Source organism: Zhouia amylolytica (genome assembly GCF_900116365.1).
Lineage (GTDB): Bacteria > Bacteroidota > Bacteroidia > Flavobacteriales > Flavobacteriaceae > Zhouia > Zhouia amylolytica.
This window is the reverse complement of record NZ_FPAG01000001.1, coordinates 356,212-381,379: the sequence shown is the minus strand read 5'-3', so window position 1 is coordinate 381,379 and position 25,168 is coordinate 356,212. Positions and strand designations below refer to the sequence as shown.

Here is a 25,168-nt window from a genome sequence, read left to right as displayed (position 1 = left end):
TTATGGATGATTATTTACGTTAATTACTACCTATTGATTTAATTTTTTCTTCAATGGCACTTAGGTTAAAAGACCCTGGAGTTTGACTGGGAGGATAGTCTTGCATGGTCTTTAAGAAATTAGCGGCCAACCCCTGAATGGGAACTATGACGAAGGCGCGATCGAGTAACCAGTCGAAATAAGTGTTTGAATTGTGTTGAGATTTTTCGAACGGGTCCCTTCTTAAGTTGAAAACAAGAGGTACACGTAACTCTGTAAAAGGTTCCATCCAAACTCCGAATTGTTTTCCTCTGTTCTCGTAAAATACAATTTTCCAATCGTCATATCGGGCGGCAACAACCTGGCCGTCATCATTAACATACCAAAATTCATGACGTGGAGATTCCTTTGTAGACCCCATGAGATATGAGGTCAAATCATAGCCGTCAATGTAATTTCTATAGTTTCTTCCATTAAGCGATACACCGTTACGTAGCTTTTCCTTAATACTATCCGCTCCTGCAATGGCGGCAAAGGTAGGTAACCAATCCTCATGAGAAACAATTCCGTTTAAAGTTACACCTGCCGGAAATTTTTCCGGCCATTTTATAAAGGCTGGTACTCTATAGGCCCCCTCCCAGTTTGAGTTCTTTTCACCGCGGAAAGGAGTAGTTCCTGCATCCGGCCATGTGTTGTAATGAGGACCATTATCGGTTGAATACATAACGACAGTATTATCTGCAATTCCAAGTTCATCCAATAGTTTTAAGAGTTCTCCGACATGCATGTCGTGTTCAACCATACCGTCAGAGTATTCATCCTGCCCACTAATTCCTTTATGTTCGGCTTTAACATGAGTCCTGAAGTGCATCCGCGTTCCATTCCACCACACAAAAAAGGGTGTTCCTGCGTCATTAGCCTCTTTGATGAATTTTTTGGCTGCTGCCACTGTTTCGTCATCAATGGTTTCCATACGTTTTTTAGTAAGAGGCCCCGTATCTTCTATGCGTTGCCCACCATTGCCATCTGCCCATGTATGGAGAACTCCCCTTGGTCCGTATTGCTCTCTGAAGGTTTTTCCGTTCTGTAACTTCTTATCTCCAGGATAATCAAAGTTTTCAGGTTCTTCTTCAGCATTCAAGTGGTATAGATTTCCCATGAATTCGTCAAAACCATGCATCGTTGGAAGATGTTCATCCCTATCTCCCTGGTGGTTTTTACCAAATTGCCCTGTAGTGTACCCCTGACTTTTAAGTACAGTGGCCATAGTAACATCTGTCATTTGCCATCCTTGAGCAGCTCCGGGTAATCCAACTTTTGTCATACCGGTCCTAACAGGGACATTACCTCCTATAAAAGCCGCTCTACCAGCCGTACAGCTTTGTTGTGCATAATAATCGGTAAATGCAATCCCTTCCTTAGCGATTCTATCAATATTTGGTGTTTTGTAGCCCATCATCCCTCGATTATTATGACTGATGTTCCAGGTTCCTATATCATCACCCCAAATAACAAGAATATTTGGTTTGTCTTGGGCCAATGATTCGAGACACATAAAGACTGATATAGCCAATACCATTAATACATTGAGCTTTTGTAGTTTCATAATTATTTTATTTTAGTTAATTAATATTTATTGAGAGTTTATACGCTTTTGATATGCCATATGATTCCCCTCAAACAATTTGATTAAGAAGAAAAAATAAAAGGGGGAGTGGGTTAAATATGAGCCGGAATGGATTAAAATGAGGTGATAAAACTATTTTGTGGTTTAATGGTTAAGGTTATTTAATTAATAATAATCAACCACAAATGCAGGTTGACTATATAGCGCAATAATTACTTAAAACATAGAAAGAAAATCTCCTTATGCATTAATAATAAAATTTAAGAAAATACGACATTGAATTCGTCGTTAGCGCTATTAATCAACTGAATACGACCTTTAAATTACAAATAATTTTGTGATTCATGACGATATCATTGTAATATTTGTGTTAAAGAAGGTGAGGTGATTATCCAATATTAGTAATTTGCTAATTATTGAGGTTGAGATTGTTGAGTAGTATTGTTAATCTTATCCCAAATAATGTTAAGGAAGAATTGATTCTTTAAAAGATTACTTATGTTTGAATTCTCATATACAAGATTTAGAGGAACAGGCGTTTCATTTTTTGCGGGTGGAGCGCCTGCTTATTTGTATATACTTCGTATTGCTCAGTTTCCAGGATAAGACAAAAGTTTTTCGATAGGAGTAAATTATCATCCGTACACTAAATATTCATGTGTTAAGCTTATCAGTCATTTTAAAAGGCAAGGGTGAATCTATAGGTGTTTCATGCAAAAAACTATTTTCATGATTTCTCAGACCGTTACGATTTAGGTTGTGAATGACGAGTTTAAATAAATTCAAAATAAAATAGTGCATTTGTACTAATTTTGTATATTGCTACTTGTAATTTTAATAAATAAGGTCTAAAGCCTCAGATTATATGCAAAAAGCGTCAGCCATAGACATCGTTGTTATTATTCTATATTTGGCCCTCATCCTATTTGTAGGTTTATGGTATAGCCGTAGAAGTAAAAACACAAGTGAAGGCTATTTTCTGGCAGGAAAATCATTAACCTGGAGCGTTATTGGAGCCTCACTGTTTGCTTCAAACATTTCTACAGTTCATTTGGTTGGTTTGGCTGAATCAGGTTTCGTTGATGGAATTGTATGGGGCAATTTTGAATGGTTTTCAGCTTTTGAACTTATTATTCTGGCATTCATATTCGTGCCTTTCTATTTAAGAACCAAAATAACCACCCTGCCTGAATTTCTTGAAAAAAGATATGACAGTCGATCAAGAGTTCTATTAGCTATTTTTAGTATTACAGCAGCACTATTCATGCATATTGGCGTTAGTTTTTATGCCGGGGCAGTTGTTTTTGAAAAAATGTTTGGAATACATATTATTATTTCCATTGTAATAATAGCAATTGCAACAGGTATATATACCGTTATTGGAGGTTTGGTTTCAGTGGTGGTGACGGAAACCGTTCAAACCATTATACTCATTATAGGTTCGCTTACCATAACCATTCTGGCAATCTATCAATTGCCCGAAGTTGGAATTCATTCCTATGAGGCATTGAAAGAAGCCGTAGACCCAGATAGGTTTAAAGCTGTAAGTTTTGATGAGGTTAAAAAGGGCTTTTCATTTTTAGATATTCTTTTTGGACATCTAATATTAGGTATTTGGTATTGGTGTACCGACCAAACGATAGTTCAGCGCGTTCTGGGTGCACGATCTGAAAAACAGGCGAAATTAGGTGCTTTGTTTGCAGGTTTTCTAAAAATCCTCCCTGTATTTATAATGGTTATTCCGGGTATTCTGGCATTCGCACTCTTTAAAGAAGATGTCGGGGCCAATACAAAGAGTGTACTTCCGGTAATGATATTAAAATTAATGCCGATCGGATTAAAAGGACTTATGGTAGCTGCCTTATTGGCGGCTGTTATGAGCAGTGTTGCGGCCGCCCTTAATAGTTGCTCGACCCTGATTGTATATGATGTATTCAATAAGCTGAAGCCCAATCTTTCTGATGCTCGAAAAATTCAAATTGGAAAAATAACCAGTATTGCTGTATTGATTCTTGCGGTAGCCTGGTCACCTTTCCTGGGAGATTTGGGAGCCATATTCGAACTCATTAACCAAATGTTTAGCATTTTTGCGCCGTCTATAGTTGCTGTGTTTTTATGGGGGATTTTGTCAAAAAAAGGAACGGCAAATGCTGCTTTCTGGACCCTCTTGGGGGGCAGTCTTATCGCAGCAGTTATATTTTTAATCGAAAAATATGCTACCATTGGAGGGATTAAAAATTATATATCAAATCCGGAAGGTTTAGGAATAAATTGGCTAAGACAGACCTATGTATACTTTATTATTTCTTCTTCTATTTATGTACTAATTTCATTTTTTGATAAATCAGAACAGCATATACCGGATACTTTTTATCTGAAAGCAACCCGATCTTCTAAAATTGTAAATTATTTAAGCATATGCCTGGTAGTTATAATGCTAATCATTTATGCTATTTTCTATTAATTTAAAGTTTTGATAGCTAAATGTAGTTCTGAGGGAAGTTGAAAAATAAGGATAGGATGTACTATTTTAAAAATTACTAATTATGAAGTTTAAAACATTGAAGCGTTTTGTTTTTTGCGCAGGAATCTTTGTGGGATTGATGTCTTGTAATTCTGAAACTAAAGGTACCGAGCAGTCTCCTAATATTGTAATTATTTTAGCAGACGATCTGGGATATGGCGATCCCCAGATATATAATGTCGATTCTAAAATTCCGACTCCAAATATAGATAAGTTGGCACGAGGCGGTATGCGTTTTACCGATGCCCATACCCCTAGCAGTGTATGTACTCCAACGCGTTATGGCTTGTTAACCGGACGATACGCCTGGCGAACTCCTTTAAAAAGAAGTGTTCTTTGGGCATGGGATAAACCTTTAATTGAAAAAAACAGATTAACCTTACCTAAACTCTTAAAGTCTAAACAATACCACACTGCCTGTATAGGAAAGTGGCATTTAGGCTGGCGATGGCCATCGAATACTGATAATGGCTTTGTTAACGACACCATTAAAATAGGTGATTATGGACTCAAGGGAAGAAATGATCTTTGGAAAAAAATGGATTTTTCTAAGGCTTTGGCAGGTGGTCCGCTTGAGGCTGGTTTCGATTACTATTTTGGAGATGATGTGCCAAATTTTGCGCCATATACCTTCTTTGAAAATAATAAGCTGATCCAAATTCCCGATCGCCTAAAGCCAGCAGATATGTTTGGAACGCCGGGACCTATGGCTGAAGGATGGGAATTAGACAAGGTGATGCCAACAATTACAGAAAAAGCTGTTGATTATATAAAAGAACAATCAAAAACAGAGAATCCGTTCTTCCTTTATTTTGCACTAACCGCCCCGCATACGCCAATTGCCCCGGCTTCAGAATTTAAAGGAGCAACCGAAGCTGGTTCCTATGGTGATTTCGTTTACCAGGTTGATTATACCGTTGGTCAGGTGGTTGAAGCTTTAAAAGCATCTGGTCAGCTCGAAAATACTTTGGTTATTTTTACTTCTGATAATGGGTCGCCACAAAGAGATGGCACCAATATGGCTGGAGTTGCTGGGTCGGTAAAAAAGTATGGGCACGACCCAAGTAAGCCATGGAAGGGAATGAAGGCTGATATTTTAGAAGGTGGGCATCGTGTGCCTTTTGTGGCTTCATGGCCTAAAAAAATAAAAGAGAATTCTATAAACAATCAGGTTGTTTGTTTGACAGATATAATAGCAACAGTGGCTTCACTTGTAGAAATACCATATGACGAAAAGAATGCCATGGAAGATAGTTATGATATTTCATCCTTATTTATGGGGTCCGATGCTCCGGTTCGAACTGATATCGTACATCACGCTATCAATGGTACTTTTGCTATTAGAAAAGGAGCTTGGAAACTTATTTTAGGTAAGGGTCCTGGTGGTTTTAGCCGAAGTTTAAATCTTCCGGAGTTTCCGGTAAAAACGGAGGGGCAATTATACAACCTTTCGAATGACCCTTCTGAAACAGATAATGTATATGCTGAATACCCTGAAAAGGTGAGAGAATTGACGGAGTTACTCAATCAGTATAAAATTAACGGTTCCAGCAATCAAATAGAAATCTAAGAATATTCCTTATGGATTTACCAATTGCATTAAAATTGCCTCAACCATCTCTGCCAATTGTAATTATTGGAGCGGGGGGTATCGTTAAAGATGCGCACTTACCAGCCTATGCTAAGGCAGGGTTTAAAATACAAGGAATTTACGATATAGATATCCGGAAAGCCCAGGTGCTAAAAGAAAAATTTCCCGAAATTCAAAAGGTCTATGCTTCTTTCGAAGAGATGATTTCAGAAACTAAAAATAAACAAGTCGTATACGATCTTGCGGTACCCGCTAACTTACATTCCGAAATACTGGAAAAGTTACCCAATGGGGCGAATGTTTTATTACAGAAACCCATGGGTGAAAATTTAGAAGAGGCTAATGCTATTTTGGATATATGTAATAGAAAGAAGTTAACAGGAGCTGTTAATTTTCAACTTCGATATGCACCTTATTGCCTTGCAGCGAAGAAAATGATCGAAGAAGGAATGATAGGTGAAGTTTATGATATGGAGGTGAAAGTATGTGTTTACACACCATGGCATTTATGGGATTTTCTTTTCTCCTTGCCACGGGTGGAAGTGTTGTACCATAGTATACATTATTTGGATTTAACAAGGAGCTTTTTAGGAACCCCCAATAAAGTATATGCGAGTACCTTAAAACATCCTAAGATGAAAGATCTGGCCTCTACCCGATCGACCATAATACTGGATTACGACGATTATACACAAGCTCGTATTATAACCAATCATGGTCATGATTTCGGTCTGAAGCATCAAGAGTCTTATTTGAAAATTGAAGGAACTGAAGGGGCTATAAAAATAAGAATTGGATTGTCATTAGATTACCCAAAGGGAATGCCGCCAAAATTTGAGTATAACTTGTCGAATGATGGAAAAGGTTGGCAAGAACTACCCTTAGATGGCGCATGGTTTCCGGATGCTTTTATGGGTCCAATGGCAGCCTTGCAAATGCATGTTATAGATAACAAACGAGATATAGGAGTAAGCTTGGAAGATGCTTATGAAACTATGCGATTGGTAGAAACAGTATATGAGTCAAACGAAAACGGAGGAGTTTCTTTTTAAAGTGCATACTAATAGCTTGTAAAGCATCTTATAATTCAATGTTAAACATAATATTACAAATGGAATTTAAAATTAGAATACTATTAGCTGCCGTTTTGGTTTACTTCAGTAATAATGTAATTTATTCTCAAGAAGTGGAGCTGTCAAAAGCTAGTATAGACCAATTAGAAAGGGGGTATGGAATGTTTATTCATTTTGGTCTGAATACCTTTAACGAAATTGAATGGTCTAAAGGTGACCTCCCTCCATCGAGCTATAACCCTACCGAGCTGGATTGTGACCAATGGGTGAGAACGGCCAAAGAGGCTGGATTCAGGTATGTTATTTTAATTACTAAGCATCACGATGGATTTTGCCTGTGGGATAGTAAATATACCGATTATGATGTTGCTTCTTCACCTGTTAAAACTGATGTTGTAAGCGAAGTGGCAAAAGCCTGTAAAAAATATGGTATAAAATTAGGCCTGTATTATTCGCTCTGGGATCGCCATGAACCATCGTATAAAGACACTAAAAAATACCTCAAATACATGAAGAATCAATTAACAGAGTTAATGACTAATTATGGTGAAATCTGTGAACTTTGGTTTGATGGTGGATGGGGTAAAAAAGACGAAGAATGGAATTTACCCGAAGTCTACAAATATGTGAAAAAAATGCAGCCGAACTGTTTAATAACCGTAAACCATACTATTGGCTGGCATGAAAATAGAAGTAAGGTTAAAAATCCAACAGACTTTGAAAAAGGCGACCCCATTCGCTATTTTCCGGTAGACTTCCGTATTAAGGATCCTAACCTGGCAAAATGGGATGATCCTAAGTATTATGAATATGACGACGAACTTCATTATTTGCCGTTCGAACATACCATTTGTATATCAGATAGATGGAATTGGTTTCAGAAGAAAAACGTATTGGCAGCACGTCCTTTAGATGAATTGGAAAGTTTGTTCTATTGGTGTACAGCAAATAATAATGTTATGATTATTAATATACCTCCGGATAATACAGGGAAAATCAGAACTAACGAAAGGCTTCGAATATTAGCCCTTGCTGATCGATTGGGAATCCGAGGCGGAGAAACAGAATTACCTTCCGGTCCGATAAATAAAACATTCAACCAAAAAATTACCGCTAGCAGTGCTAAAGAAAAACATCCTGCCAAGTATGCCAATGATACTAGTTTAGAGACTTATTGGGTGGCCAATGATACCTTAGCTGATTTGGAGATTGAGTTTGATTCACCTACTGTTTTTGATAGGGTCGGTCTTTTTGAAAAAGGTGATTTGAAATCATTGGGAGATGGGTTTTCTAAAATTCGAACCTTTAAAATAAAAGCCTATGAGTTACACTATATGTATAAGGGTGTCTGGGATGTCTTATATATAGGTGATTCCATTGGTGCTTGCAAAATTATTAACCTCCCGGAAGCAATTACCGCCGAAAAAATTAAACTGAAAATTACACAGGCAGATAAGAATTTAGCTATTAGTCATGTTGAGGTTTCTTTAAAGGCCTCAGGAGTTAAGAGAACATTAAAAAACATTGTTTTAAAAAATGAGTAAACACCAGTTCATAGGAAAGTAGAAGCAAAGTAAAAAAGAAAGAATTTTTATCCCAACCCTTAATAAATAAAATCACAATAGTAAGATGTCTCTTTTAAAGCAATGTTTTCTTGGTTCATTTTTCGTGATCTTAACGATCGGATGCTCTAAAACCGAAAATAAACAGAAGAAAATTATATTCGAACCAACTGTTGCTTCATTACAACAGTATAGAACTCCTGACTGGTATGCTGATGCTAAATTTGGAATTTACTGTCACTGGAATGCCCAATCAGCATCTAAAAGTAAATATAGCGGATGGTACGCCAGGCACATGTATGAACAAGGCAGTCCTGCCTACAATGATCATTTAAAGAATTGGGGACATCCTTCAGAAGTGGGCTATAAGGATATTATTGAAGCTTGGAATCCCGATAAATTTGATGCTGACCGTTGGGTAAAACTATTTAAAGAGGCTGGAGCTAAATATGTACTAACCATGGCGGTTCATCACGATAATTTCGATTTCTGGGACTCGAAATATCAACCGCGTTGGAATTCGTTAAACTATGGACCCAAAGTGGATGTATGTAAAGAAATGCGGGAAGCGTGCTTAAGAGAGGGGATCCGATGGGGTGCCAGAACTCATTTGGGACGATCTTACAGTTGGTTTCAAACGAATAAAGGTTCGGATACCACAGGAGTTAAAAAAGGAATCCCCTATGATGGTAATAACCCTGATTATGAAGATTTATACATTGAAAAGGCAACTCATGAACAAATAGGAACCAACTATAGTCAAATCAGACATCCTCTTAATCCTTCTGAAAAATGGATGGAGCATTGGAAAAATAGAATGTTCGACCTAATAGATAATTACCATCCGGACCATTTGTACTTCGATGGCGCTAGCCCTTTTATGAATGATGAAGGTCAGGCAGGCCTTGACGTAATTGCTCATTATTATAATCATAATGCTTCAAGACATAATGGAGAGAATCAAGGTGTAATGGTCATAAAGGATATTAAAAATCACGGATATTTTTATGATAAAATCTCTACAGTGGTTTTAGAGCGAACCCGGGAAAATAATATTGTTGAAGAACCCCGGGAAACAGAAAATTCAACCGGCCCTTGGTTTTATACAGGAGATGAAACAGGTTATCGTAGCTCTGAAAGCTTATTACATGAAATGATTGATGTTGTTTCGAAGAATTGCAATTTTGTGTTAAACATTCCTCCCCGACCCGATGGTAGTTTCGATGATCAATCCTTAAAAATTCTTAAAGATTTCGGTATGTGGTTTAAAAGAAATGGAGAAGCCATCTATGGTACCCGCGCATGGCATACATTTTCAGAAGACGAATTCCGATTTACTGCAAAAGCAAAAAGCTTGTTTGCAATAGCTTTAAAGCAACCTGGTGAAAAAGTGTTGATACGTTCTTTAAATTCATGGAAACCAGAAGACATTATGTCTGTAGAATATGGATTTAAAGAAAAGTTGAATTGGGAATTAACTACTGAAGGTTTAGAAATTAAAATACCTGAAGAATTCTTAGGTGAAGAACTTGCTTATGTATTTAGAATTTCATGCTCCAGAGAGGTTAAGAATTTGCCCTACAGAAAAGTGGCTATTCAATCTGTAAAAGAAGATAACGAGGAAAATAGCAAAAAGTTCGGTGCCGATGGTAATGGAGGAGAAACCCTTCCAACGCGTAAAAAGTAATCAGGAAGCAATAGTACTTCATCTAAGACTATCATAATAGAAAAATTAAAGATAAAATGAATAAACCCGTGTACATAAAAAAGGTAGAAGCAGTCGATACGCAATTTAATCTTAAAGATGGGGCAGGTTCCGATGCTATACATACTACGCCAATATATGCTTATGCAGTTTGTAAAATACATACCGATAAAAAAATTGAAGGAACAGGATTAGCATTTACGCTAGGAACGGGGAACGCCCTTGTTTGTCAAGCAATCAATTATTTAGCAAAACATATAGAAGGAAAAGAAATTAATGAATTAATGTCTGATTTTGGCAGCACTTATAAAGCCATGGCAGACGATCCGAATTTTCGTTGGCTTGGCCCTCATAAAGGAGTCGTTCATTTGGCACTGGCATCAATCGTAAATGCATGTTTTGATCTCTGGGCAAAATCAAAAGGGGTTCCCTTGTGGAAACTCTTGGTTGATCTATCTCCCGAAGCGATTGTGAGAACACTTGATTTTTCATACTATGAAGATGTATTAACTCCGCAGGAGGCTATAGATTTAATCAATCAAAATAATCTGGGGATCAGTGAGCGAATTCCTATATTAGGTGAAGGCTATCCGGGTTATGACACTTCTGTTGGATGGTTTAATTATTCTGATGAGCAGGTTGCAGCCAATGTCAAAAAAGCAATGGATAATGGCTTTACAGCGATGAAACTAAAGGTAGGAAGTGCAGATAGCGCCAGAGATATCAGACGTGCTGAAATGTTGAGAGCTCTCGCAGGAGATGAAGCAACCATTATGTTTGATGCCAATCAACAATGGAATTTACCTCAGGCGATTGCTATTTGTAGAGAGTTGGAAAAATTGAATCCTTTATGGGTAGAAGAACCTACTCACCCTGACGATGTGAATGCTCATGTTAAATTAGCAACGGAAGTTCCAGTAAACTTAGCCTTAGGGGAACATGTTCCAAACAAAGTAATCTTTAAGAATTTTTTACAGTCAGGATGTATGTCTTTTAATCAGGTTGATGCCGTAAGAGTTGGAGGGGTTTCAGAATTCATATTAATAAGCTTGCTGTCCAGAAAATATAATATTCCCGTGGTACCACATGTTGGCGACATGGGGCAAATACATCAGCATTTAGTACTTTTTAATCATATTACACTAAATCATCCTGTTGTGTTTTTAGAACATATACCACATTTACAAGATTATTTTAAACATCCTGTACGGATCGAAGGAGGTAAATACATTACCCCTATGGAGCCCGGTCTGAGCAGTGATTTAAAATTATAACTCTTTATTAAGGGTCTGCGAATATTGGGTTGTTATTGGGTCTTAAAAAAATGTATCCCTGTAGAAAATTTCGGGATGCAGCTTTTTATATACATTTAAGTTTGACTTAACGCTCCGCTCAGTTAGCGGAGTGTTTTTATTTGTTGCGATGGTACTGGTTCCAAAAGTTCAATGATAAATCAAATTTTGTATACTTTTATAACCAGAGAAGGATTAGTGTATTTAAAATAATACAATAGAATAAAATCATGTCGGTAGGTTCCAAAGGAAAAAATAAAAAATTAAAGACCAAACAAAGGATAATTAATCAGGCAATCGCGCTGTTTAATAAAGACGGAGTTCGAAATGTGACCATTAGGAATATAGCATCTGAAATGGCTATTGCACATGGAAACTTAACTTATCATTATAAAAATAAAGAGGATCTGTTATTGGCAATTTATGGGCAGATGAGAATTGAAATGTCTCAATCCTATATTTTAAGTAAAGATTCCGCTACCTCTTTTGAACATTTCCACCGTTTACTATTGCATCTGGAGCATTTTCAATTGAAGTATCGTTTTTTTAACCTGGATGTGTTAGAGATATCCCGAACGTTTTCAAAGATTAACGAGGTACTTCAGGATACCCTCTTACTCCGACGTGACCAAATGGTTAAATTGTTTCAAGGGTTTTTAGATGAGGATTTAATAGACGGCACCTCCGTTGATGACTATACCAGATTAAGACATACCATTAGAATTCTAATTACTTTTTGGCTATCACAAATGGAAGTGTTTCCGGAATCAGGCACCAAAGAGGAAGGGGAAATGGTCGCACATATTTGGAATCTCATTAAGCCTCATATGACTGAAAATGGAAAAAAGGAGTTCACAAGGGTTTCAGAGCAATTTTTGCGTTATGAGGAAGAGGTCTGAAAACCTCCTGGATTGGAACAGACTGATGGGTCGTGATGTAGCGTTTAAAATCGTTGAAACCTGTAATTTAAGTTGAGCAAGAATTGACTTCTTTTGCCGAACACTCCCATCTCGGATCTTTATTCCCTAAATGTTTGATAATGCAAGTCCTCTATCAAAACCGAATTCTACTTTTCCTGAATTTAGTTTATCTCCAAACAACAATGATATAAGTATTTGTCCGTAGCTTAATTGTAAGCCGAACATCGCAAAGACAGTAAAAAAGAAAATCCGTTTTGACATATTACCAAAGAGGTTGAAGTTTTAGTCGTTATAATTCAAAGGGATAAACAACTTTCCAATCACTTTTCATATCGACAAGAGTCCATCCTTTTTCCTGTGCTTCATCCAGTCCTTTATCGAAAGTACCTATATGAGACTTTCGGTCATAGGCCCATTCTCGGATAGAGTCTGTATGGTGAATGTATAATTGAAAACTTTTATGCTCATTGGCATCAGTCCACCGTAACATTTGCAGATCACCATCTGAATTACCCGCAGCAAAAACGGGTTTTTTGCCTATAAACCGATTAATGCCAATCGGCTTTCCTTCTTTGTCATCAATGAAGTTTATTTTAGCCAGACGTTTAATTACAGGATTTCCATTATTGTAATCGTACTCCGTTTGAATACTGCTGCCTACTACTTGATCTTTTGGAATACCGTATACCTGTTCCGTCCAAGGTCTCATAAATTCAATACCACCTCCTGAAACGATAAAGGTTTTAAATTCATTGGCTCTTAAATATTCAAGCAATTCCAGCATGGGTTGGAATACCATCTCGGTGAACTTCCTTTTCTTAACAGGGTGTTCTGCAGTAGCAATCCAGTTTTTAACAATAGCCTCAAATTCATCCGTAGTCATTCCTGCATGGGTTGTCATTATTATTTCAATCAGTCCTTTCATCCCTTGCTTTTTGAGGTCTTCCATATTGTTCTCTAAAACAGCCTTGAAAGGCTGTTCATTTTTCCATTCCGGATGGTCTGCTGCTAAAGACTTTACTCGGTCTATAGCAAAAAAGAATTGAAAATACACTGGTTGTTCGCTCCAAAGGGTGCCGTCATTATCGAAAGTAGCAATGCGGTCATTTACATCGATAAAGTTCGGACTATTAATATTTGTTACATCTTGAACATAAGAAATGATAGCTTCTTTGGTAGCACCATTATTCCATGATGGTAGCGGGTCCATTGCATTTTCTGAAGATTCGGTTATTTCAATAACTGATTCGTCAGTTTTTGGGTCTGTGTTCGACTTACAGCCTGTAAAGATTAGGGAGATAAAAAGTAATGGGAGGATGAAGAAATGGTTTTTATGTGTTTTCATGATGGTTATAATTTTTGATTGATTAATACTTCGTAGGTTTAACCGGATATTTCTTCATTAGTTTTCCAATCTTTTTTGGTATCGCTTTCTCCCGCTTACTTGGGTTTTCTTGTACAACCGCTGTTATGATGCCTTGCCATATCAGTCTTTTTGTTTCCCTGTCGTACATGTCTACAACAAAAGTACCCTCGTTATAATCATTTTCACTTATGGTAGTAGTTGCGGAAACACTGCCGGCGCCCATTCCATAACGCCAACCCCATCGGGCTCCATAGCCATAATAATTATTAAAGTCAGTGTAGGCCGTTTTACTGGTTTTGGCGTTTACCACAACAAATAAGGTAATAGCAGCATCTCCACCTGAATTAACCAATTGCATACCGCGTAGTGAGAATTCATTTTGAAGCGCATCAGTGATCCGCTTTTTATCAAAATCGTTCAGGATTTTATCACTATTCTTTTCCCATCCTTCAAATGAATAGGTTCTGTATTTAGAAAAGTCAGCTTCTTTATCGTAATCACTTCTAATTTGGGCATTTCCAAAAGAAATTACAAAGAACAAGATCAGGATCGGACCAAACGGTTTTAGCATTGTTTTCATCTTTTAAAATTTTGAGTTAAAATCTAATCAATAAGTCATTTACTAGTGCAATCTATTGTGTTTTACAGGATCACTATAAGGGGGTATCATGATTTTTGATATTGCTCAACAATTATAAACTAATCATCAAACTTTTAATATCAAGTATGTTCTGGGGTCAGGGATCAACTAATTATTTGGAGGGGGAATACTAAAATTACTAAAAAAAAGAATTAATCAATAAGGAAATCCCGTGTTTAACAAGTGATTTCAACTTATATTTTCAGTTTTGCTACACTTTGGCTTATCAGAATTCACAATATTTATCATTAATAAAGACGCCATCTATTACAAGAATTAAGAGGATTAACGCCAGGTTGAGATGTAGTGATGTAATTATTTTTTTATATGCGAAGGGAGCTCACCATCTCTTCCGAAAGTATTGAGTGCTTTCATAGCATTTTGCATAGGGATGGAAATAAATTCACAATTCTCTTTATTCAAATAACGTATTTCTCCCGCATCCATTTTGGGGGCATCCGGGATATAGAGACTTAAAAATCCATTTTCAGTTTCATTGGTGATAAAGGCCAAAATATAGCTTTGGTCTTCTTTTAGAAGTATAGCCTTCCAATGGTCTTTTGTTAGGTCTTGCTCTTCATCAAGTAATCGGTATTTAAGCATTTGCAGGCTAGGAAAAATAGTAAAGAGTCGCTCTTCCATTTTTTGACTCCATTGATGTACCACCCCCATTTCAAGGAGTAAGCCACTAATGTAACATAAACCCAAAAGCAATAAAACAGAAACAATGGTAAGGGTTGCAGCACCAAAAATGGTATGAATATTTAAAAGGTCTATAAGTTTCCTTCCTATTGGAAGAAGTAGGTGAATGGCATTGTTGATTAAAAAAATAAAAATGATCAGGGGGATAACGAAGAATAAGCCTCCTAATATCAAAGCTCTCGATGGTCGTTTATATACAGACATTTTTATGCATTTTATATTCCGGTTAAAATTTCCAGGCTACACCGACACCTAAGGTGAATGAATCATAGGCTTTCCATCTGAAGTCATATGAGAATTCAGCAATAAACTCCCAGTTGGAGGCTAATGGTGTTCCGTATTCTAGTGAGGCCCTATTCAGGAAATAATTCTCATCCTTAGAAAACTCTCCTCCTGCTCCAAATAAAATGGACCAATGTTCACCAGGTTTATAGGCGCCCATAAGAGCAGGGGCAACAGGTCTTGAACGTTCTATTTCTTCACCGTTTTCTCCTTCTGCTACAAATTGTTCCAGGATAATGTCGGTGTGAAGGCCGATCGCCCATTTTTCATCCACTTCATAATTATAATTGATTCCCCATGCTGCCAGTTTTAACCATTCTTTACCACCATCAGAATCCCGACCTTCAAGGACGTTAGCATGACTTAAAACGATAGAAATAGAATGGCGAGTTTCGGACTCTTCTATTTGCTCTTCCTGACTGTAAGATTGAACACCCCAAAATAATATACAGAAAAGTATAAAGTACAAATTCTTCATATTGCAATGTGTTGGTGGTTAATAAATCTTGGGGGAATAGGTACAAGTTACTTAAAGTTTTTTAAAGAAAACTTCAGACATGTAAAATTTCTTCAGGACTAAGAATATCATCGCCTTGAAATTTTAAAAGTACCTGGGCAACGGCTACCGTATCTTTTTCACAGTAGATGATTATTTTATCGAGATCATTTTGCTCATAAAAAACAGCTCTAACCATGCTTCCGTCAATATCGTCTTTTGGCGATGGGATGTTTAAAATATTGGTTAATAGTTTTAGTGATGTGAAATGTTTGTAATCTCCAAATCGCCATAGTTCCATAGTGTCAATATGAGGGATTTCCCATGGCTTTTTCCCCATTAAGTTTAATTTATTGGGTAATGCAATTCCATTGATGATCATTCTTCTGGCGATATACGGAAAATCAAACTCTTTGCCATTGTGTGCACATAACAAATGTTGCGGTTTATTAAAATGTGTCTCAAGCATGTTCTTAAAGTCCAAAAGGAGTTGATGCTCATCACCGTAAAATGATGTTACCCTAAAATTCCTGATGGTACCTTTAAATGTAAAGTACCCCACTGAAATACATACGATTTTGCCAAATTCAGCCCATATTCCGGCACGATCATAAAATTCTTCCGGAGTAAAATCTTCTTTTCGCTGATATTTGGTTTTTTGAGCCCACAACTCTTTTTTCTCCTCAGTGAGGTTTTCGAAATTTTCATTTTCAGGAACTGTTTCGATATCTAAAAAAAGAATGTTCTCAATTTGAAGTTTGCGTTGCATTATTTGAGCATTTTGTAGGTTTCATCAATATAACCATAGATGTCATCCCGAAATGGGTCATCGGGTTTTTTTTCAGCTCTTTCATGGCCCAGTCTAACTATAATCAGATTATCATTGGGTTCTACAATTACGTATTGACCGAGGTGACCTCTTAGCATAAAGAAGTTTTTTCCTTTATAAGGAAGTAGCCAAAACCCATATCCATACATCCAATCATTTTCAAATCGTGGAGTTATTGATTTTACCACAAAAGAAGAATCGAGTATTTGCTGACCGTTCCATTTACCAAAATCTTTATAAAGTTTTCCAAAGCGGGCAAAATCTCTGGCATTGCTGGCAATACAGCAATAGGCTTTCTCCAGTCCGTCTTCTTCACTATCGAGTTGCCAGTAAGCCTCGTTTTCTGCTCCTATTGGTTTCCAAAACTTTTCAGACAGGTAATCTGCCAAAGTTTGTCCGGTCGCTTTTTCAAGGATCATTCCCAGTAGTTGAGTGTTTCCACTTAGATATTTAAAATATTGTCCTGGTTCTTCAACTACCTTAAGGTTAAGGATCACATCTCGTAAATTTTCATCGAAATAGGCTCTGGTTGTTATTGAAAAGGGAGAATAGTATGCCTCATCCCAGTTTAACCCACTGGACATTGAAGAAAGATCTCCGACGGTCATTTTACTAGCGAGACCCATAGAAAATTCGGGATAAAAATCACCGACAGGCTGTTCAAGGCTCTTTATTTTGCCATCCATAATAGCCCGACCTAGCATCGCGGAAACCATGCTCTTGGCCATAGAAAAGGAGTTGCTCTTGGAGTCCTTATCATAACCATCAAAATAAGTCTCATGCCACAAGCTATCATCCTTGATAACAAGAAACGCTACCGACGAATATTTTTCGTGAAGCTTATTTAAACTGTCCGTTGCAGGAGTAGTGTTGTATGCTATATGCTTTGGCCATGGCTGTGGCTTGGCTGATGCTATTGTTCGATTGTCAAAAACCTTGTAGTCATCTAAATAAGCAGTGGTTTGTCCATTTAAATAAATCGTCCTTACCGCTTTTATTAAATAATCGTAATCAAAGAGGTATAGTAACATTATGATAAGCCCAAATGGAATCAGAATCCATTTAAGAAATAATCTGAATACTTTCATGAATTTTAAGTTGCAGGTTCCGACTAAAGATAAGTTTTTTCTTTAAAAAAGGGATTGCTGGGAAGGTGGATTTTCATGATCTAAAAGCCACTTTTTTCTCCATAGACCACCGGCATAACCTGTTAAAGAACCATCAGTTCCAATAACCCGATGACAGGGTACGACAATCCACAGAGGGTTTTTTCCATTTGCCGAAGCAACAGCACGTATGGCTTTAACGTCTCCAAGCCTTTTTGAAAGGTCTAAGTAGGAGATGGTGTTTCCATAAGGAATTTCTTGAAGGGATTGCCATACTTTTTTTTGAAAGGAAGTACCTGAGGGATTAAGTTTTAAGTTGAACTCCGTTCGTTCACCTTTGAAATATTCTTGAAGCTGTATCGAACAATCCATTAATGTAGCAGGTATGTCATGAGTGTTTGTGTTGCCGTTAGAAACGTCATCATCTAATACCCTAATAGTACTAATTCCTGCTTCATCACCTTCAATGATAGTATTTCCAAGGGGTGTTTTAATGCAGATCTTCTTCATGTTTATTACCCGGGTCTTTGGTTTTAGGATCTAGATTCGAAAAATCTTCCTTATTCAGGATCCCCAGACGTTCAGCTCTGGTTTGCCAATTTCTGCGAGCCAACTGTTGAAGGTCTTCAACATTATCGCTCTCATCAACGATCTCAAGACCGAGAAGGGTCTCAATGATGTCTTCCATAGTCACAAGGCCGCCAATGGTTCCATATTCATCAACGACAAGGGCAATATGTCTTTTCTCACTGATAAGCTCCTCGAAAAGTGTAGGGATCGGCATATCTCTGCGGACGATCATGATTTCTCTTTTGATTGATGATAGTGGACTTTCCCCATGGCCGTTGATCATTTCTTCCATGACCTGGTCTTTCAGAACGAAACCTGAGATATTATCGTTATTATCCTTAAAAAGAGGAATACGTGAAAAACGTAGTTTAGGATTCTTAGTTAAAAACTCTTTTATCGTAGTATCTTCCGAAGCAATTTTCATAACAGTACGCGGCGTCATGATATCTTTAGCCTTTACCTCATCAAACTTAAGAAGGTTCTTGATTACCTTGCTTTCTGATTCTTCCATAACACCTTCTTGATGTGCTATGTCAGCCATTGAACTAAATTCTTCACGACTAAAAACAGATCCATGGGCACTTTTACCACCAATTACTTTAGTAGTTAACTGAAGTATCCAGAGTATGCCGGTATACTTCAATACGTTTACCATAATTTGCAGGGTAGAAGCGGCAAAGCCCGAAAGTTGTTTCCAGTAGGTTGCACCAATCGTTTTCGGGATGATTTCAGACAATACCAAAATTAGAAAGGTCATTATCGCCGAAACAATTCCAACAGAATTATTTCCACTTCCAAAAGTCTTTTCTGCCTGTACACCAACAAGAATAGCACCAACAGTATGCGCAACGGTGTTGATTGTAAGAATGGCAATTAAAGGTTTGTCGATGTCCTGTTTTAGTTCTTCCAATGTTTGAGCATAACCTTTCTCTTCTTGCTTCTTAAGGTTAATATAGGTAGGTGTAATACTTAATAACACTGCTTCCAGAATCGAACACAAGAATGAAAAGAAAATAGAAATTACAGCGTAAACTATTAATAGGGTCATGGTTTTTGGTCGTTGTTATGCTAATTTAATAAAATTTATAGGTTTTAACTTACTAACGGAGCAATGAAATGTTTTGGTGCTCCTCTTATAAGTTTTTTTAAAAATTTAACAGATACGTTTTGTAAGCTAAACTTACCATCCCACATATCTTGGAGGTTTAATATTGTTCAGGTTCAGGTAAACAATAAGCTGTCCACGATGGTGGGTTACGTGATCTTGCAGAAGGTTTAAAATTTGCAATTTGGTCTTAGGTCCTGCAAAGAACTCTACGGTTTCTTCTAATTCTTTTGCAGGCGTATTTTTTACAGCTTTTGCCACTAAATCAAAAGCCGTTTGTAAACTTTCTAAGGTAGCTTTTTTATCAGTATTGTGATTAGGCACCTCCCTTTTTTCAGCATGGAAATAGGCATTACTTAACCAGGCCATATTATCCTGAATGTGCTTGAGTTGTTTGGCAAAGGTCATTTCTCTTTCTGTAGGTTTATATGCATAAGCATTTTCGGGCATGGCCTCAGCAATTTCCAAAAGATAGTTTTTAGAGTTCTCCCATTTTTCAAGGAAGGCAGAGATAGGTTCACTTTGGGCTTTTCCCTGGGTTGCAACGAGAAAAAATATAAATAATATCAGTAGGTGTTTCATGGTATTTTTTTAAATTTTCACACATAAAAAATCCCGTTAATACGGGATTTAAATGTACAAAATGATTTGGTATAATTCCTTAATGGAATTATAATGTTTAACTGATTCGTTATACCACTGCTATATCGAATCAAAACAAGGCGTTTTGCTCACGCCAATGCTCAAATTCTATGGTGTCACCATGATGATTCGTTGTAATCTTTATACGAATTCCATTACGTCCCCATCCTCAGGAATCAAAATCTTGTCATTCAGCTGTTGTGCTGTCATCAAGGCGTTGAGTTCCTTTCTTGTTAGCGGACAATGATTGATCGCTTCCATATGATTGGCAATTACCTTCCCAGAGGTGTTTTTTACAAATCGGGTAAGGTCATTTATATCCATTATCAGATGTCGGAAAAGATCAAATTGGGCAGCACCGCAGGCCAATATATTAATATCTGGTTGATAGTTTCGCAGAACGGTATCTACCGAATCCGTATAGATGGTATCCGAACTAAGGTAGACAGATGGTTGAGTGTCTGATTTGATATAATAACCGATAACATTCCCCATAAGTTTTGAAACAAAGCCATAGCCATGCTTTGCAGGGATTCCCTCAATGGTACCTCTAAAAAATGTTTGTTTTTCCCAATATTTTAATGCTGAAACCACCCGTAAACCACGCTTCTCAAGTGCTCTCTTATCCTTTATACTGCAGGTAACAGGTATGTTCCGTTCGATTAAAAATGCCACTCCTTTACTGTCCAGGTGGTCTGGATGTTGGTGGGTTAGCAGGCAATGTGTTACTTTGTTTAGGATGCTGGTGCTGTTGGGCGGAAGAGGTACTGTAGGATTCTTTCTGGCTTTATGTCTGAAGAGGGTAAAACTGGGCATGAATCCCTGGTCGCCTAACATCGGATCAATTAAAATAACCTGATCTTGCATTTCAAGTACCATGGTCGCGTTTCTGATATGATGAACTTTTAGCATATACTTTGAATTTAAATGAAATACAAAAATGTAGGAAAATGAAATGGTGTGAATTGATTGAAATCAAGAAATACGTTTTCGAATTCGGCTAAGGGTTTCAGGGGTAATGTTCAGGTAAGAAGCAATATGGTACTGTGGAATATACCGAATCCATTCTGGTTTTTTCACCAGCAGTTCCTGGTAGCGCGTTTCCGGATTTTTGGTAAGATGGTTATATTCAAAAGATTCCTTCTGTGTCAATAATTTTTGAAAGGAGGATGTTACAAGCGACTTCCCACATTCATACTTTTCTAACAGTTCAAAAAAGATGTGTCTGTCGATAGATAAGACCTCAACAGCTGATAAGCACTCTTGATATTTACGGGTTGAAGTATTTTGATTAAATGCAAGCAGATCTGATATAAACTGTGGCTTTACATAAAAATTAATGTTGCGCTCTATATCCTGGTTATAATAATATTCCCGAACAATACCATTATTTAGAAAACGAAGTTTTTTCTCTTTTGTTTCCGCTTGCAGCAGCATACTATTGGCTGGATAATGGGTTAACCTAAAATGAGAAAATAATTCTTCAAGCCCATGCTCATTGAGGGGGAATTCAGTTTTAAAAAAGTCAGAGATGGCTGAAAACATATTTTCGTAGCTAAAAGGGAATAAATGGGATTCATTATCAAAAAAAATCAGATGCATTAAGTTATCTCAATGTTTTAATATTCCGTATTGTCGAGATAACTTAATACACCTAACCGGTGCTAACCAATAAGCTTTACTACGTCCTTAGCGAAATAACTCGCAATGATATCGGCGCCAGCCCTTTTTATAGCATAGGTCTGTTCAAGCACTACGGCATCGTGATCAAGCCATCCTTTTTCAGAAGCAGCTTTTATCATAGCATATTCCCCACTTACCTGATAAACAGCAACTGGAACATCATATTCATTTTTAATATCTCTTACAATATCCAAATAGCAAAGTCCGGGTTTTACCATTACAATATCTGCCCCTTCATCAATATCCATTTCTGTTTCACGTAGTGCTTCTATGCGATTGGCATAATCCATTTGATACGTTTTCTTGTCTTTAGGAACCTCGGCCAAATCAACCGGAGCAGAATCTAATGCATCCCTGAACGGCCCATAGAAAGCTGAGGCATACTTGGCGCTATAGCTCATGATACCGGTGTTAATAAATCCTTCCTCTTCCAGGATCTCGCGCATTTCAAGTATGCGTCCATCCATCATATCACTGGGTGCAACAAAGTTTGCTCCTGCCTGCGCATGACTTAATGCCATTTCTGACAAAATTGATGATGATTCATCGTTTAAAATCATGCCATTTTCAACCACTCCGTCATGCCCATATGACGAATATGGATCTAATGCTACATCCGTCATAACTAACATATCCGGCACTGTATTCTTAACGGTTTTGATAGCACGTTGCATTAATCCATTCGGATTTAAAGCTTCAGTCCCCTTGTTATCTTTAAGGTGGTCCGGAACTTTAACAAAAAGTAAAACCGATTTCAGGCCTAAATTCCATAACTCCTTAACTTCTTTTTCTAATTCATCCAGGCTGAAACGAAAGTAGTTTGGCATAGAAGGGATTTCATCCTTTACGCCTTTTCCTTCGGTAACAAATAGTGGCACTAAAAAATCATTTGGGGTAACAATGGTTTCGCGAACCAATCCTCTGATAGCTTCGCTCTGTCTTAGTCTTCTATTGCGTCTTAATGGGAACATATGAATATTATTTTTTATCGATATTAAGTTTTTTATTAATCTTATCAGCAGTTTTCGTGAAAGTTCTTGGAGCCTTAAAACGGTAACCGATATGAATATTGAGGTAATTCATGGTGTCTCTGAACTGCATGTATCGGGTACTGTTACTTTTTAAAAATAATACATTAGATTGTATTCCTCCAAAAAAACGATCGTAATTAAAACTTAAAACCCCCTGTAGTGATAGTTCATATAAAGAGGTGAGTACATAATCATTTCCAAAATCGTTGTAATTGAGTCCAAACCCGGCAGAGGCTCCACTAGAAAACATAAAATGTTCGTTCAATACAAAATTATAAAAATACGAAGGAGCAAGTGCGATGTCTACGGAACTGCTGTTGTGGTTAAAGCCACTGGACTGTAATACAAAATTAGTGTAATAGTAATATAGCTTGGGAATGAAACTACCCGCACTTTTCAATTGCCATTCGCGCTGACTCCTTGTAGCACGGTAAGAGAATTTTTTGTTGAAGGAATATGCTGTGGCTCCTCCGATCTTATTGGTTTCCATCAATGGAGATATTTCATCTCCGGAACCCCTGTTGATGGTAAAACCTCTCTGGTGATAAAAACTCACATCCTGTATCCAGTTTTTATAAAAACCCTTTAGGGCAAGGTTAATGATATTAGCATCATCAGCATGGCTATTTCCAGGAAGGAAACCCGAAGAAATACCCACGCCAACTTCTAACGACCTGAATTGTGCAGTGATAGACAGGCGTTCTTTTTTGTTTGGAGATATTTCATATTTTGTATTGGCATCTTTGTCATTATATCCAAAACTATTCGAGTTGTGGATAAATGCCAGTTTTAGGGCGACTTCATCCGGAAAGCTTTTTATATATCCATCCTCGTGGATGCTATCAGTTCCCTGCGCGGTTATGAAAAAGCAGTGGCTTATGAAAAGTAAGATCAAGGCTTTTTTTAAACCCATGCTTTAGGATTTTTTAAAACTGTGATTAATTTCTCTTCTTCACTTCCTTTTTCAGGATGATGATCATAAACCCACTGCACATGGGGCGGGAGACTCATCAGAATACTTTCTATTCTGCCGTTTGTCTTCAGTCCGAACAAGGTGCCTTTGTCATGTACCAGGTTAAACTCTACATAGCGTCCTCTTCTTATCTCTTGCCAGTCTCTGTTCTTTTGAGTGTAGGGTAAATCCTTGCGTTTTTCAACGATGGGTACATAAGCAGATAAAAAACTATCGCCAACTTCGGTCACAAAATCGTACCAGGCACTCATATCCATCGTTTCATTGGCTTTGCAATAATCAAAAAATAATCCTCCGATGCCTCTTGCTTCATCACGATGTGCATTCCAGAAATACGTGTCACATTTCTTTTTAAAGTCAGGATAAAAAGATGGGTTATGTTGATCACAAGCCGTTTTGCAAACTTCATGAAAATGCCTGGCGTCTTCTTCAAACAAATAGTAAGGAGTTAGGTCTTGGCCACCACCAAACCAGCTATCGACAATATTACCCGCTTTGTCATACATCTCAAAATAACGCCAGTTTGCATGAACGGTAGGGACAAAAGGATTCTTAGGGTGTAGTACCAGGCTAAGGCCGCAGGCAAAGAAATCGACATCATCAACTTTAAAATACGATTGCATAGCTTTCGGAAGCGGTCCGTGAACGGCAGATATGTTTACACCCCCTTTTTCAAATACGCGACCGTTTTCAATAACTCTCGTACGACCGCCACCTCCTTCAGGACGTTGCCATAGGTCCTCCTGAAACGTTGCTTCTCCATCGATAACTTCAAGTTTTGAGGTTATGGTATCTTGTAATTGTTGTATGTATTGATAAAATTTTTCTTTCATGTTAATTGCGCACTAATGGGTTTAAATTTTTTAGAAACTAATAAAATAGCTTCGATTATGGCGGTAATGCTATAATAGGAAAAACCGAGGCAAATAGCGGTATATGGTTTTTCCAGGAAAAGTCCGCCTTGTGTTCTGATAAGGTGATACCCGGATTGATCTAAAAACTGATCGTTTAATCCTAAACTGGGTATATATGGTGAACCAAATCCTATAATAAAAATAAGAATAAAGTAGGTGAAGCCAGCAGAAACGGCCATTACTTTTGTTCGCTTTTTAAGCTCGGGACTCGGGTTGCTGAAGGCAAATCTCATACGGTTTAAAATAGTAATTAAATAAACCATTATAATGAGATTGTTGGTCACCAGGGTATTAAAAAAGTAAGCGAATAACCCATAGAATGGGAAAAAAATAAAGAGGGTGTATTTCTTTGGGAATACGGCCATGAATATTCCGGTGTGCAACATGATAAACTCGGCGGCTATGAGAATGGCCAAATTCATAATTTGTGCGGCTTGATCTGGTTTCGGATCAATCCATAACATTAAGAATTGTAGGGCTATAATGATATTCATCATGATGCCGGTGTACTCAAACTGCTTATCGTATTTTTCCAGAATACTACTAATCATTTACT

Annotated in this window: 23 protein-coding genes; 7 read left to right on the top strand and 16 right to left on the bottom strand. The window is 37.4% G+C overall.

The genetic code is table 11. The annotated features are described in order from the left end of the window. Positions 1–19 precede the first annotated feature (19 nt). Positions 20–1,585 carry an arylsulfatase gene (locus BM361_RS01615; RefSeq protein WP_139226580.1) on the bottom strand — a complete coding sequence of 522 codons (1,566 nt, stop codon included), beginning with the start codon at positions 1,583–1,585 and terminating at the stop codon, positions 20–22. Positions 1,586–2,471: 886 nt separating this feature from the next. Between BM361_RS01615 and BM361_RS01610 the strand changes: the two genes are divergently transcribed. The 7 genes from BM361_RS01610 (at position 2,472) to BM361_RS01580 (ending at position 12,252) form a co-directional block, all read left to right on the top strand. Beyond that, on the top strand, positions 2,472–4,070 hold the full coding sequence (locus BM361_RS01610) for a sodium:solute symporter family transporter (protein ID WP_038268493.1): 1,599 nt from the start codon (positions 2,472–2,474) through the stop codon (positions 4,068–4,070). An 82-nt stretch (positions 4,071–4,152) separates the two neighbouring features. Next, complete coding sequence (locus tag BM361_RS01605; protein WP_074976473.1) at positions 4,153–5,700, top strand: sulfatase family protein; 1,548 nt, start codon at positions 4,153–4,155, stop codon at positions 5,698–5,700. An 11-nt stretch (positions 5,701–5,711) separates the two neighbouring features. Then, on the top strand, positions 5,712–6,773 hold the full coding sequence (locus BM361_RS01600; protein WP_074976471.1) for a Gfo/Idh/MocA family protein: 1,062 nt from the start codon (positions 5,712–5,714) through the stop codon (positions 6,771–6,773). 59 nt (positions 6,774–6,832) lie between these two features. Next, positions 6,833–8,338, top strand: a complete 1,506-nt coding sequence (locus BM361_RS01595) for an alpha-L-fucosidase (protein WP_074976469.1) — start codon at positions 6,833–6,835, stop codon at positions 8,336–8,338. Positions 8,339–8,423: 85 nt separating this feature from the next. Then, entirely contained in the window at positions 8,424–10,043 is a 1,620-nt protein-coding gene (locus tag BM361_RS01590) for an alpha-L-fucosidase (protein ID WP_074976468.1), read from the top strand. A gap of 56 nt (positions 10,044–10,099) precedes the next feature. Then, on the top strand, positions 10,100–11,335 hold the full coding sequence (locus BM361_RS01585; protein WP_074976466.1) for an enolase C-terminal domain-like protein: 1,236 nt from the start codon (positions 10,100–10,102) through the stop codon (positions 11,333–11,335). Between the two features lie 248 nt (positions 11,336–11,583). Further along, positions 11,584–12,252, top strand: coding sequence for a TetR/AcrR family transcriptional regulator (locus BM361_RS01580; RefSeq protein WP_074976465.1), 669 nt, complete (start codon positions 11,584–11,586; stop codon positions 12,250–12,252). Positions 12,253–12,562: 310 nt separating this feature from the next. Here the strand turns inward: BM361_RS01580 and BM361_RS01575 are convergent, their stop codons facing one another. The 15 genes from BM361_RS01575 to BM361_RS01505 form a co-directional block, all read right to left on the bottom strand. Next, entirely contained in the window at positions 12,563–13,618 is a 1,056-nt protein-coding gene (locus tag BM361_RS01575; protein ID WP_083425833.1) for an HAD family hydrolase, read from the bottom strand. A 22-nt stretch (positions 13,619–13,640) separates the two neighbouring features. Further along, complete coding sequence (locus BM361_RS01570) at positions 13,641–14,219, bottom strand: DUF4136 domain-containing protein (RefSeq protein WP_038268507.1); 579 nt, start codon at positions 14,217–14,219, stop codon at positions 13,641–13,643. A gap of 375 nt (positions 14,220–14,594) precedes the next feature. Beyond that, positions 14,595–15,185 (bottom strand): hypothetical protein, encoded by a 591-nt coding sequence (locus BM361_RS01565; protein WP_038268509.1) that lies wholly within the window; start codon positions 15,183–15,185, stop codon positions 14,595–14,597. A 22-nt stretch (positions 15,186–15,207) separates the two neighbouring features. Further along, a complete protein-coding gene (locus tag BM361_RS01560) occupies positions 15,208–15,741 on the bottom strand; it encodes a hypothetical protein (protein ID WP_074976463.1) in 534 nt (177 codons plus the stop codon). Between the two features lie 73 nt (positions 15,742–15,814). Then, positions 15,815–16,528 carry a 3'-5' exonuclease gene (locus BM361_RS01555; protein WP_038268513.1) on the bottom strand — a complete coding sequence of 238 codons (714 nt, stop codon included), beginning with the start codon at positions 16,526–16,528 and terminating at the stop codon, positions 15,815–15,817. Next, entirely contained in the window at positions 16,528–17,676 is a 1,149-nt protein-coding gene (locus tag BM361_RS01550; RefSeq protein WP_074976461.1) for a serine hydrolase domain-containing protein, read from the bottom strand. The genes BM361_RS01555 and BM361_RS01550 overlap by 1 nt, the downstream gene beginning before the upstream one ends. 42 nt (positions 17,677–17,718) lie before the next feature. Next, positions 17,719–18,204 carry a methylated-DNA--[protein]-cysteine S-methyltransferase gene (locus BM361_RS01545; RefSeq protein ID WP_074976459.1) on the bottom strand — a complete coding sequence of 162 codons (486 nt, stop codon included), beginning with the start codon at positions 18,202–18,204 and terminating at the stop codon, positions 17,719–17,721. After that, positions 18,185–19,312: a CNNM domain-containing protein gene (locus tag BM361_RS01540; protein WP_051413600.1), complete on the bottom strand. Its 1,128-nt coding sequence runs from the start codon at positions 19,310–19,312 to the stop codon at positions 18,185–18,187. Before BM361_RS01540 ends, BM361_RS01545 begins: the two co-directional genes overlap by 20 nt. A gap of 132 nt (positions 19,313–19,444) precedes the next feature. Then, entirely contained in the window at positions 19,445–19,951 is a 507-nt protein-coding gene (locus BM361_RS01535; protein WP_074976456.1) for a DinB family protein, read from the bottom strand. Positions 19,952–20,152: 201 nt separating this feature from the next. Then, positions 20,153–20,923, bottom strand: a complete 771-nt coding sequence (locus BM361_RS01530) for an MBL fold metallo-hydrolase (RefSeq protein ID WP_074976454.1) — start codon at positions 20,921–20,923, stop codon at positions 20,153–20,155. Between the two features lie 63 nt (positions 20,924–20,986). Then, complete coding sequence (locus tag BM361_RS01525) at positions 20,987–21,613, bottom strand: Crp/Fnr family transcriptional regulator (protein ID WP_200909623.1); 627 nt, start codon at positions 21,611–21,613, stop codon at positions 20,987–20,989. 62 nt (positions 21,614–21,675) lie between these two features. Then, complete coding sequence (hemB, locus tag BM361_RS01520) at positions 21,676–22,665, bottom strand: porphobilinogen synthase (protein ID WP_038268522.1); 990 nt, start codon at positions 22,663–22,665, stop codon at positions 21,676–21,678. A gap of 7 nt (positions 22,666–22,672) precedes the next feature. Continuing rightward, positions 22,673–23,638 carry a DUF4421 family protein gene (locus BM361_RS01515; RefSeq protein WP_074976453.1) on the bottom strand — a complete coding sequence of 322 codons (966 nt, stop codon included), beginning with the start codon at positions 23,636–23,638 and terminating at the stop codon, positions 22,673–22,675. Further along, on the bottom strand, positions 23,629–24,531 hold the full coding sequence (gene hemF / locus BM361_RS01510) for an oxygen-dependent coproporphyrinogen oxidase (RefSeq protein ID WP_074976451.1): 903 nt from the start codon (positions 24,529–24,531) through the stop codon (positions 23,629–23,631). Before hemF ends, BM361_RS01515 begins: the two co-directional genes overlap by 10 nt. Continuing rightward, positions 24,528–25,163: a hypothetical protein gene (locus BM361_RS01505; RefSeq protein WP_074976449.1), complete on the bottom strand. Its 636-nt coding sequence runs from the start codon at positions 25,161–25,163 to the stop codon at positions 24,528–24,530. Before BM361_RS01505 ends, hemF begins: the two co-directional genes overlap by 4 nt. Between the last annotated feature and the right edge of the window lie 5 nt (positions 25,164–25,168).